This window comes from Paenibacillus sp. FSL L8-0638, assembly GCF_038593075.1.
GTDB lineage: Bacteria > Bacillota > Bacilli > Paenibacillales > Paenibacillaceae > Paenibacillus > Paenibacillus polymyxa_D.
The window spans coordinates 1,045,156-1,057,689 of the sequence record NZ_CP151960.1; the positions used below are offsets into that span (position 1 = coordinate 1,045,156).

General features: G+C 48.3%; 8 protein-coding genes. All 8 read left to right on the forward strand.

Annotation, left to right across the window (positions count from 1 at the left end; translation table 11 throughout):
• The first annotated feature begins 21 nt into the window (after positions 1 to 21).
• The 8 genes from MKY35_RS04680 to MKY35_RS04715 all read left to right on the forward strand — a co-directional run bounded on the left by MKY35_RS04680 (position 22) and on the right by MKY35_RS04715 (position 12,533).
• Positions 22 to 1,539 (forward strand): glycoside hydrolase family 30 beta sandwich domain-containing protein, encoded by a 1,518-nt coding sequence (locus MKY35_RS04680; protein ID WP_342445738.1) that lies wholly within the window; start codon positions 22 to 24, stop codon positions 1,537 to 1,539.
• Between the two features lie 195 nt (positions 1,540 to 1,734).
• On the forward strand, positions 1,735 to 4,683 hold the full coding sequence (locus MKY35_RS04685) for an S-layer homology domain-containing protein (protein WP_342445739.1): 2,949 nt from the start codon (positions 1,735 to 1,737) through the stop codon (positions 4,681 to 4,683).
• Entirely contained in the window at positions 4,680 to 4,835 is a 156-nt protein-coding gene (locus MKY35_RS04690; protein WP_342445740.1) for a hypothetical protein, read from the forward strand. The genes MKY35_RS04685 and MKY35_RS04690 overlap by 4 nt, the downstream gene beginning before the upstream one ends.
• An 18-nt stretch (positions 4,836 to 4,853) precedes the next feature.
• Complete coding sequence (locus tag MKY35_RS04695) at positions 4,854 to 8,732, forward strand: S-layer homology domain-containing protein (RefSeq protein ID WP_342445741.1); 3,879 nt, start codon at positions 4,854 to 4,856, stop codon at positions 8,730 to 8,732.
• A gap of 258 nt (positions 8,733 to 8,990) precedes the next feature.
• A complete protein-coding gene (locus tag MKY35_RS04700) occupies positions 8,991 to 9,332 on the forward strand; it encodes an iron-sulfur cluster biosynthesis family protein (RefSeq protein WP_342445742.1) in 342 nt (113 codons plus the stop codon).
• 210 nt (positions 9,333 to 9,542) lie between these two features.
• Positions 9,543 to 10,100: an SLOG family protein gene (locus tag MKY35_RS04705; RefSeq protein ID WP_342445743.1), complete on the forward strand. Its 558-nt coding sequence runs from the start codon at positions 9,543 to 9,545 to the stop codon at positions 10,098 to 10,100.
• A gap of 226 nt (positions 10,101 to 10,326) precedes the next feature.
• On the forward strand, positions 10,327 to 12,123 hold the full coding sequence (locus MKY35_RS04710; RefSeq protein WP_342446604.1) for a rhamnogalacturonan lyase: 1,797 nt from the start codon (positions 10,327 to 10,329) through the stop codon (positions 12,121 to 12,123).
• Between the two features lie 176 nt (positions 12,124 to 12,299).
• Complete coding sequence (locus MKY35_RS04715) at positions 12,300 to 12,533, forward strand: hypothetical protein (RefSeq protein ID WP_039272563.1); 234 nt, start codon at positions 12,300 to 12,302, stop codon at positions 12,531 to 12,533.
• Position 12,534 lies beyond the last annotated feature (1 nt).

Below are 12,534 nucleotides of genomic sequence, written 5' to 3' on the forward strand. Positions count from 1 at the left end.
ATGGGGAGAGGAGGATATTAGATGAAGAAACTCCAAAAGCAACGACGTACTGACATCTGGCTGCTTATAGCTGTAGTAGCCATTTTGATCTGTGCAGTCCTGGCCAGTATGGCTATACGGAATGTTCCGGGGCCGAAAGCAGAAAATAACGTCAACATGTGGCTAACAACACCCGATCCGGCGAATCGCCTAACCCAACAAACCCCGATCCGTTGGGATAAGGATAACAGTAAAGAAAATGCAGCGAATGCGGATACACTGACGATTGAGATTAAGCCAGATATTCATTATCAGACAATGGAGGGATTTGGCGCAGCGGTGTCCGGTTCGTCCGCATACCTGATGAATCATGGCATGTCTGCCAATCAGCGTGATCAGCTGCTAAATGATTTGTTTACAGCCAGTGGCATTCAACTCAGTTATATTCGCCATACCATTGGAGCCTCAGATTATTCCGTAGATGAACAGGGACAGCCTGGCAGCTATACCTATGACGATGTGGCAACAGGCAAGGACTATGAGCTGAATCATTTCTCCATCGCCAAGGATCGGGATGTGATCGATGTGCTGAAGCAAATCCTGAGAAGAAACCAGGATTTAAAGATTATGGGGACCCCGTGGACAGCTCCACCCTGGATGAAATATGGGGAGCAGATTTATAACGGCTGGTATTTGGACTATACCGATCCGCGCGTCTACCAGGCTTATGCTGACTATTTTGTTCGTTACCTACAGGCTTATGCGAACGAAGGGATTCCGATTCAGGCGATTTCCATTCAAAATGAGCCAGAATTCACGACGTCCAAGTATCCCAGCATGAGTATGGGGGCAGCAGAACAGGCGAATTTTATTAAACAATATCTGGGCCCAACCCTAAATCGAAACCATTTATCTACTCAGATTATTGCCTTTGACCATAACTGGGATACAGGGAGTGAATATGCCAAGACCGTGTTAGGAGATGAACAAGCTCGAAACTATACGCATGGAACAGCCTTTCATTGCTACAAAGGAGAACCTACGGCGATGAAAGATGTGCATCATGCTTTTCCAGATAAGCCTGTATATATGACAGAATGTAGTGGGGGAGCGTGGAGTCCGGGCTTTGGAGATGATTTGAGCTGGGATATGTCCAAGCTGATCATTGGTGCACCCCGAAACTGGTCGCAAAATGTCCTCTTTTGGAATATTGCACTTGACCCGTCCGGGGGGCCGACCAATGGGGGGTGCACCAACTGTAGAGGTGTAGTGACCATCGACCCGTTAAGCGGTGCAGTTACGAAAAATGTGGAGTACTATGCGATTGGGCACGCCAGCAAATTTGTCCGTCCAGGTGCGGTACGTATTGATTCTACACATTATAGTGGAAGTATCGAAACGGTCGCCTACTGCAACCCGGACGGTACGCTTGTCCTGATTGCCGCCAATACGGGAGAGAACACAAAGACATTTAAGGTTCGGCAGGGAAATAAGGTTTTCAAATCTACCCTTCCATCCAAGTCCGCGGCTACCTTTCAATGGAATCCTACGGCTTTCTGACACGGCCTGTACATCAACGTTTTATAGAAGTTTTAGAGCGCTTAGCCCATCTGGCTGAGCGCTCTTTTTTCATTTGCTACAAAATCCAGACTGAGAAAAAAATAAAATTTTAATATTGTTCAGAATTGGTTCAGAGGCGGATGATAAGATCTTTTCACTAATAACAAGAATGAACCGTTTACGGGGGAGAGTCTGATGAATCAAGAAACAAATAAAGAATGGCAAAAAGTGCTGATGATGACGTTGCTGGCAGGTATGGCATGGGGGCCCCAGCTTGTTCATGCGGAAACGAAAGGGGAGACGTCTGCGATTGTGACTAAAGCCAGTACAGTCTCTTTTACAGATCAATCCACTATGTCATCCCAGGCATTACAGGCGGTGCAGGAGGCTGTGAAGCAAGGACTAATCACGGGTTATCCAGATGGTTCCTTCCGTCCAGATCAACCGTTAACGCGCAAGGAAATGGCAGCTTTGCTGGCTAATGCACTTAAGCTTGACGCTACGGAGCAAGCAGTAACTTTTAAGGATACGCAGGGGAGTTGGGCCGCTTCTTATATAGAAGCTGTACGTGCGGCAGGTCTAATGACCGGAGATGAATCAGGTGCTTTCCGCCCGAATGCTGCGGTGAGCCGTGAGGAATTGGCAGCAATTCTGGTGAGAGCGATTGGAGGAACCCATGTTCAAGGCGGAGATGTTCAAGACATTTCTGATGGGGATCAGGTGAGTTCATGGGCCAAAAACAACGTAGAAGCAGCTCTCAAACTGGGGTTAATGGATACGCCGGATAATCGGTTTGACTCTAAAGTACAGGTAAAACGTCAAGATATCGCAGCCTTTCTGGTGAATGTGTTCCAATCGGGTGAACGGACGGGAATCCTTTCTCGTATCGACGGGGATATCGCTTATATGGATGGAAAGCCCTATTTGATCGGCCAGCAATTGAAGCAACTGTTCGGAGCGGACAATGTGCCGGCGCTTCAAGGGGCTACCCTGACCTATCAGGCATCGAACCGAAACGTAGCTGATCTGTCGGCGCTTCAAATTGTGCAAAGTGGTACAGCCCAACATCCGGTGACTTTGTATAGCAAAGGGTCAGAATTTAAAGGCAAGTTAGCTATTGCAGCGGATTTTGTGCGAATTCAAGGAGCTACGTTACCTCAGGTAACCTTGATGCAGGGCGCCAAAAATGTAGAGATTCATGCAGACGTAAACGAAATGATCGTAGATACGCATGAGCCTATTCAGATCCAGGGAAGTGGTGTATGGCAGCAGCTTAAACTGAATTTTGCCGATACACAGGTACGTCTCGCCAATGGGATACAGACTGTACAGACCCGTCTTGCGGAGCGGGGAACAGAGACTCAAATTATACGTGATACCACGTTGGATGCATCTTCGGATACATCCTCAACAAGCACTAAAAAAAGTTCATCCGGTGGTGGCGGTGGCAGTTCTACAACGAATCCAACGCCAACACCAATACCAACACCAACACCAACACCTAATCATGTACCTGTCTCAGCTATAGTTCCTTCCGATCAATATGCCATTATGGGTTCCGGAGATACGCTAGTGGATTTGAAAAATGTGTTTTACGATGCCGATCAGGATGAGTTGTCGTATCATGCGGTCACTTCGGATGTATATGTAGCAGAAGCAGAAGTGGCAAATAAACAGCTTACTTTAAAACCTAAATCAGTAGGAAGCACACAGGTATTTGTTACGGCAGAGGATGGAAAAGGCGGCAAAGCGAGCGTGTTTTTCAACTATACAGTGACCAGCTCTACTTATGAGGAGGACATTAATCACAGTCCTGGCGCGAGCAACAGCCTAAATGACATTCCTTTGCTCTTAAATGAAGGTGGCAAGCAGATTAGTCTGTCTGACTTGTTTAATGACGAGGATGGCGATGCACTGACCTACACGGTGGAATCGGCTTCGCCAGAAGTGGCCACAGGAGAAGTTACAGGCGATCAGCTTATGCTTACGCCGCTTCAAGCCGGCACTAGTCTAATGACTATAACAGCCCATGACGGCAAGGGAGGCACAGCCTCGCTTCAATTTGCTGCTATGGTGAATGCGCCTTTGCCTGATCCGCAGTCTGAGAATCACATACCTGTGGCTTTGCCTCATTTACCTATCGTAGTTACTAATGTGTTACAGGACAAGCTGATGCTGTATCCAGGTTCGTTATTTATGGACCAGGATGGCGACACCTTGACGTATACCCTCACTTCCTCCAATCCCCAAGTAGGCAGTGTGGTGGAGAATGGAGAAGATTCATTTGTAGCACTGCATAACGCTGGTATTACGATGATTGAGATTTCGGCGAATGATGGCCGTGGGGGCGTTTCTTTCACTTCATTTATGCTCCAAGTTGAAGCTCCTCAACCCGTAAATCATCGTCCGGTAGTGATCCGTGTGCCTGAACCTCAATATTTGGACCCGGGAGATGGTCAGCAAATATTGCAGCTGAATGATATGTTCTCTGATGAGGATGGCGACACGTTGACCTATACTGTGGTGTCTTCTGATCCATTGGTGGCAGGGGGGCAGGTAGAAGGGAATACACTTTTCATACAACCGTTGCGTAATGGTGTGACGTTCCTTACGATGACAGCAAATGATAATCGTGGTGAAACGACATCTTTTACGATTCCAGTGATTGTTGAGAAAAGAGATTTGTTCATTTCCGAAGTCGTGTGGCAAGGCGAACCGGATTATCTGGACCAGGCGATTGAATTGTACAACCCTACCAACAGACCGTTGGAGAAAAATAGAATATGGATTGAGCGATCCGACCAACTAGACCCGATTACCATAAATGCCAATGTCGGAGATGTCATTATGCCTGGGCAAACCTTTGTGATTGCGAATGATTTGAGTTCGTTCGGATCGGAAGATTGGTATTATACCTTCCTGCAGTTACAACATAACAATTCGGAACCCGTTACGCTTAAGCTGTACTACAACAACGTGCTCATTGATATGGCAGTTATTGGTCAAGGGCAGGCCTTGGGACGGAACAGTGGTACGGTCATTGGTAATACAGATCCATATCAAGCTGGCGAATGGAATGTTGAGGGGACGAACTCCCCTGTTAATTTAGGTGACTTTATCGGTAGGGAGAGAATGACACCATGAAAAATAAGAAGTTAACCGCTCAGCTGGCAGCTGCATTGCTGCTGCTGAGCCCCTCGCTTCCTGCCGGAGCAGAGCAAGCTACCGTGATAGATGCGACTTCCGTATCCAATGGGCCGACAGGGAACAATACTGCCACCTGGACGGACGTATAGCAGCTTACAACACAGCAATTGGAACAACTGCAAAAAGCCCGTGAACTCGGGATTATCCAAGGCGACCCCGCCGGAACGCTCAGACCTGGGCAGAAGCTCACACGTCAGGAGCTAGCCGCACTGCTGGTCAAAGCGTTGCAGCTTCCGACGGGCAACCTGGACGGCGCTGCCTCCTTCACGGACGTGCCCGCCGATAGTTGGGGGCGCCCGGCTATAGAGGCAGCCCGTAAGGCCGGGCTGATGCAGGGCGACGCCAACGGACGCTTCCGTCCGAATGACCTGATCAGCGCCCAGGAACTGGTCGCGCTGTTGGTCAGGTCCGCTGGGACGGGGACGTCTGCGGGCACGCCCGCTAGCACAACCGACTCGCCGTCGGCACAGACGCTGCCGACGGCGTGGAAGGACGCCAGCCCGTGGGCGGCCCCGATGATTCGGGCGGCGCTGAATAACGGGCTGATGAGTGAATTTGGCGGAAATCTACACGCCAAAGACTCGGTAAGTCGCGTAGATGCGGCCAGCCTGCTCGTATCTGCTTTGTTTCCACAGGAGCGTGCTTCGCAGCTCGAGGAAATGGACGGCAAGCAGATACGGATCAATGGCATCGCGTATGACGTGGCAGAGCCGCTGCGCGGCATTTTTCACGCGGATAATCAGACCGCGCTGCGCAACGCGGGCATTCGTTTCCATGCCACAGGCCGGACGGTGGACAAGGTGACTTGGTTGGAGCTTCACAGCAGCGGGACTTCGGCTCGTGACGGCGAAGCGGAGTTCAGTGGCAACATTGTGCTGAACGGACACGGCTCCACGCTAAACGGAGATTTGGTGATCGCTGGTGATTTTACATCCGTACTGCACTTGAATGTGGAACAGCAGTTAACGGTGGACGCCCGAGTACAGCAGGATTTTTATGCACAGGATGTACAGGTGCAGGGACAGACCCATATTAATGGCGGAGATAACAATACAGTTGTATTTGATAGCTCTACGTTGACACAAATGGATGTCACAAAGCCAGAAGTTCACGTTGTACTTAGTGGTACCGCAAGCGCGACGATCATGAACGTCCAATCTAGCGCAAGCATTGAGGTTAGCGCGAATGCTTCCTTGCCGCAGCTGAATGTTAATGAAGGGGCGAACAAAGTCAATCTTCAGGGAACGGTTCAGACCGTTCAGGTAAATGGCAGCCAGTCCGTCGAAATGACAGGTAATAGTACAATCCAACAGCTGACCGTCACAGGGACGGGTGCCTTGGAATTGAAAACGATAGGCAGTATTGAAAATATTCAAGTCAGCAACCCGGCAGCTAAGGTCAATGTGAGTGGAAATGTACAGGTTTCTGCGGTCACACTGGGTACCGGAGTAGCTTCCAACGCTGTTACGGGTCTAGCTACGGCAAGTGTAACAGGTACGTCCTCATCTTCTGGAAGCTCATCCAGTTCTTCCAGCAGCGCTAACCGTTCACCGGAAGTCGTAAATGCTTCAGTAGAGCGTGTAATTACAGAAGGCGCTGGTGAACAGTTGTACGATTTACGCCAATTCTTTACCGATCCTGATGGGGATACCTTGACCTTTTCGGCAGCTTCTCTTCAATCCGGCATCGTACGGGCGTCCGTATCGGGCAATACATTAAAGCTTACGCCAGTCAGTGTCGGAAAAGCATCCATCAGTGTATCGGCTAATGATGGACGGGGAAAAAGGGTATCGTCTACCTTCAAAATCACCGTGAATGGCCAGCCAGTATCTGCAGGTATACCAGATCAGGCGCTTACTGTGGGACAATCGGACTCGGTACTGCATTTGAATGATTATGTGCAGGACCCGGAAAATGCAAGCTTAACGTATCAGGTTACGGTTGATGATCCTGCTGTAGCGTCGGTGGTGCTTGCGGAGGATGAATTGCGTCTGAGTCCGCTTCGAGCGGGCAGTACGAGCGTTCATGTCACTGCCAATGACGGACAGCAAGGAGAGGATGGCAGCACAGGCCAAAAGCAGATTGATTTCAAGCTAACGGTTCAGGGCGCTCCTAACCATGCTCCGTATGGACAAGCCCCTCAGCCGTTAACCGTCACATTGGGCCAGCCGGATATGACACTGGATCTTTCAACAATATTTACGGATGCAGATGGCGACCCACTGGTGTTCACAGCGATCAGTTCGGATGCTTCCATCGTGCAGACTACCATAATGAGAGCTCAGCTTTCTTTGCAGTCGCTGCAAGCGGGGAGTGTAAGTATTACCTTGACGGCAGAGGACAGCAAGGGTGGAACAGATACAGTTACCTTGATTGTAACGGTTTTGCCCATACCTAACAGTAGCCCGGTAGTAACCCGTGCACCAGACGCTGTACATCTGATTTTAGGCAAGGCTGACGGAACTGTGGATCTGTCCACCATCTTTGCTGACCCGAACCATGACCCGATTCGTTATGAAATCAGTTCGTCTGATCCAGCCGTGGCAGATGCTACAGTTCAAAATGATCAGCTTGTTATTCATGGGTTGACTAGCGGCAATACCGTGATTACCATCACGGCTAAAGACGATAGAGGCGGAGAGATTAGCGCAGACCTACAGGTTCATCTATTGGAAAATGCGGTTATTACAGCGATCCCTGAGCAGTTGCTTCAATTGGGAGATGCTGCATCAGAACTGGATCTCTCACCGTTCTTATTGAACTGGGATCTAGCATCCCTGTCAGTGACAGCAGACACGTATGATCCAGGAATTGCTACGGCCCATATGAATGGTCAGAAACTACAGTTAAACCCAGTAAGTGTAGGGACCACGAGTGTAACACTCAGTGTGTATGATCAGTACGGACGTGCAGAGGGAGCGACGTTCCCGGTTACCGTCAGCATGCCTCAGCTAAATCAAGCTCCTCAAGTCATAGCAGCTATAAACGAACAGGTATTGACTCCCGGAGTTACACAGCAAAGAGATTATGATTTGCAGCAGCTGTTCAGCGATGAGGATGGAGATGTGCTTCAGTTTACGGTCAGCTCCAGTGATCCGACATTGGTGAGTGCATCAATTAATGGCAGTATCTTAACGGTGGCTTCTGGAACAGGTAGCGGTCTTGCCGCTGTTACCATTACAGCCACGGATGGTCGGGGAGGTTCTGTGCAATACACGTTGAATACACGCAATGCCGAACTGGTTTCCGGCGGGATCACTCCGATAGGGGTTAAATACGGCTTGCCGCACAGAACCGTGGATCTGTCCAGTTATTTCCCGGGACAATCTAAATTCCTGGTATATAGAGGAACGCCATCATCGACATTCATCGGTCCTGTAGAACTCTTGGGCACCTCCATTCCCCTTTCTCCAGAACCTTTACTGGTATGGGTGGTAGGAGCGGATGGAAGAGCTGTCGTGTTTCAGGTCCAACAGGAACCACAGCAAGCGCCTGCTGTATATTTCTCGCAATATGTGGATGGCGGGGATGGAAGAATTGTTTTGCAATTGTATTATAACGGGAATGGAGATCCTTCCCATCGGGCAGACGGTTACTCACTGGAGTTTCATCAATGGATGAAGAAAACAAACCAAATGAAAGTTACCACTCTACCGATTAATCCGGTTTATCCTGCCATGCCATATATAATCATCGACACTATCTTTTATGATTTCATGGATATTACGAATGCTTGGTATTTCAATGATGAGGGCGATTTCTACAACCCGAACGAATTTAACACTGTTGCATACGTTTTAAAATACCAAGGACAAGTGGTGGATGTATTAGGAAATCCAAATTCACATGAACAGTTTACTCCACAAGGAGGAACGTTCGTCCGCAAGCCAGGAATATCCTACGGATCGTCTGCCTATAATCAGCCAGATGAGTGGAATGCGTTCCCGAAAGGGAGCTTTCAATTTGTCGGCATTCATACACCATAAACGGTATGTTTGTCTGCGATCGCTGTTTTATGAAGACAGGTCATGAATTCTTAAAAAGGTGTAATCCATCAACTATGGAGGGTTACACCTTTTTATGTATCAACAAAGAGGTAATGATAAAAGAGATCATTTATAGCAGTGAGTGCAGTCACATAGACATATACAAAAACATGACTATAATGTACATATAGTTTAAATTTAGTCTTTTTGGGGCTGACGGTTCCACACACTTCACTCACAAAGGAGAGGATTCATCTCATGAGCATACATTTGGAATTGGATTCCTTATCCGTTGAAAGGCTAGAAATGGCCCTTTCAGGACGACCGGGGATGTTCAAGTTGTTTTATGATACAGAAGATTGCGGATGCAACGGTGTACTTGTTATCTTGGTTGTCACCGCGCCCAATGCAACTGATAAAGCAGTACAGTCTAAGCCTTATTCTTTTTGGGTAGATCAGCAGCAGGAACAGCAGTTCGATAGCAGAATGCGGCTTGAGGCAGACCCTAGTTACCCGTCGTTCAAGCTAAGTAGTGATGCCGGTATATTTAGTAGCAATGTTAGAATTCAAGATCGGCGCGCGAACTCGTCCGAGGAGTGATGTGCGGAGGTAATAGGAATTCATTAAGCACCAAAAAAGCAATTCTGATTAACACCAAGTTTCCAAAAGACGAACCTAATCCAGCCCCATTGGAAGAGATTCGTCTTTTGCGTTATATTCAATTCGTTCCTCCAAAAAATGAAGTGTTTAGTGGCCAGCTCTGAAGTGGTACAATAACCTTTATGATAATCGGAGAAGGACGTTGAGAAAATGAAAAACTTGCTCGTTTCGGGCTATCGTGCCCATGAGCTGAATATTTTCAGTCAGAAGCACGAAGGTATTCCATATATTAAAAAGGCGATTGCAGGCAGGCTTATTCCCCTGATTGAAGAAGGGCTGGAATGGGTGATTACCCCCGGTCAATACGGGGTGGACTTGTGGGCCTGTGAGGTCGTTACTGCACTAAAACAGCAATATCCCCACCTAAGATGCTCTATTATGATGGCTTATCAAAATATGGAGGAAAAATGGAAAGAGGACAAAAAGGAATATTTTCAGCAGATTTGTGCCGAAGTTGACTATGTGGGAGTAGTCAGCCGTCAGCCCTATCAGGGAATATGGCAACTCAAGGCACGGGATGAACTCCTTTTCCGCAAAACAGACGGTTTATTGCTTGTTTACGATGAGGATGCCGGAGAGGGCAGCCCACGTTTTATGAAGGAACTTGCATTGAAAAAACAACAGGCAGAGGGCTATCAGTATATCAGCATCAGCTCGGAGGATATCCAAAGTATAGCTGACGAAGAACGATTATTCATGGACCTCTGATTTTTAAAGCATTAGCCCGGATTTTTGAACAAAAAGGACGTATTCGTCCCTTTACATTTTTGTAAGCGCTATCATAAAATTTAAACAACAATAACTTATCAGTCACATAAAATAAATTTATTGAAAATACAAACCATGAAAGGAGCTAATGATTCAGATGAATAAAAGGTTTCGGTATGCTGCGTTGCTCTGTCTCGGTGTCATGTTGAGTGGAGTGGTCACCCCGATGGATAGCCAGGTCTCTGCTGCCTCTACGAGGCAAATGGAAAAGCTGAACCGTGGAGCCGTCGCTGTTAAGGTGCCTGAGGGTGTACTGGTGAGCTGGCGCTTGCTGGGCACGGAAGCGGATTCGGTCGGCTTTAATTTGTACAGAGGGACAAGCAAGGTAAATGATGCGCCGATACCATCGAGAACCAACTTTTTGGACAAGGCAGGTACGACCTCATCTTCGTATACCGTTCGTGCCGTGGTCAATGGAGCAGAGCAGGCCGCTTCTCCTGCGGTGAAGGTATGGAACAACAACTATCTGGATGTTCCGATCCAGCAGCCCGCAGGAGGCACAACTCCGGATCATGTGAACTACACGTACCATGCCAATGATGCCAGCGTAGGGGATCTTGATGGGGATGGCGAGTATGAGATTGTGTTAAAATGGGACCCTTCCAATGCCAAGGATAATTCGCAATCCGGTTATACGGGAAATGTATTTTTGGATGGCTACGAACTGGATGGAACGCGCAAATGGCGGATCGACCTGGGACGGAACATACGGGCTGGAGCCCACTATACGCAATTTCTCGTCTATGATTTTGACGGAGACGGCAAAGCAGAGATCGTATGTAAAACAGCAGACGGCACGGTAGATGGTACAGGAGTAAAGATTGGCGACGCTTCGGCTGATCATCGAAACACGAGTGGGTATATTTTGAACGGCCCCGAGTTTCTGACCGTGTTTTCAGGTGATACAGGCCAGGCTCTTAGTACGATTGACTATGTGCCACCACGCGGAACGGTATCGAGCTGGGGAGATAATTATGGTAACCGTGTAGATCGTTTTCTCGCCGGGGTTGCTTATCTGGATGGCGTGAGACCCAGCATAGTGATGGCACGTGGGTATTACACTCGCACCGTTCTGGTCGCATATGATTGGCGGAATGGTAACCTGAGCCGACGCTGGACCTTTGACAGCAACAGCTCCACCAATGCCGGAACGGCTGGACAGGGGAACCACAGCTTGAGTGTAGCGGATGTGGATGGAGATGATAAGGATGAGATTGTGTATGGCTCGCTGGTTGTAGACGATAACGGAGCGAAGCTGGTTAACACCGGGATGGGACATGGTGATGCACTTCATGTTGGCGATCTGGACCCCGACCGTTCGGGCTATGAAGTGTTCAAGGTGAACGAGGACAAAAATGCCACCTACGGAGCTGCCATGTACGATCCGCGTAATGGAAATATTTTATGGGGCGTAAATACAGGCAAGGATACCGGAAGAGGCATGTCAGCAGACATTGACCCGCGGACTAAAGGGAACGAGCAGTGGGCACTGGGTATTGGGTTACGTTCAGCCAAGGGGCAGCTCATCACCAACACGCTACCGTCTTCCATTAATTTTGGCATCTGGTGGGATGGGGATCTCCTCCGTGAACTGCTGGATCATACCTCATCAAGCGCTGGAAAGATAGACAAGTGGAACTATACGAACTCGATGACTTCCAACTTGCTTACGGCAACAGGGACGAGTTCCAATAACGGAACCAAAGGAACGCCGTCCTTGCAGGCCGATCTGTTCGGTGACTGGCGCGAGGAAGTCATTTGGCGTAAAAGTGATAATTCAGCGCTGCGTATCTACACAACACCATACGAGTCAGAACATCGATTTTACACGCTTATGCATGATCCAGTGTATCGCTTGAGTGTTGCCTGGCAGAACGTAGCTTATAATCAGCCGCCGCACACCGGGTTTTATCTGGGAGAAGGGATGTCCAAGCCACAGCAGCCGAATATATATACTCCTTGATATGTCGTTAGACAGTGGTTTGAAAACAAATAGAATGAACAAAAACAGAAAGAGCTCCAAGCGAATTGGAGCTCTTTTTGTCATGAGAGCCCAAGAGATAACGTATGCTTTCCATAAAAAATGGGAACATTAGTTCTTATCGGTGGAATATATGTATGAAAAAGGAGGCGGAATCTGTGAGTTCTTTAACGACTGAAGGCATGATCGAGCTCGTAACTAATGTCGGATTCCCTGCTGCATTAAGTCTGATTCTTTTAAAATATATCCTCGTCACCCTAAGCCGCAGATTAGAGGAGCTGGACCGATCTGTTAAGCAACTATCGCTATCTTTGGAAGAGATGGAGGCAAAGCAAGTGAAACAGTCAGAACAACCGTCTCCGGCAAATACGGACAAACTTCGTGCAGAATGAA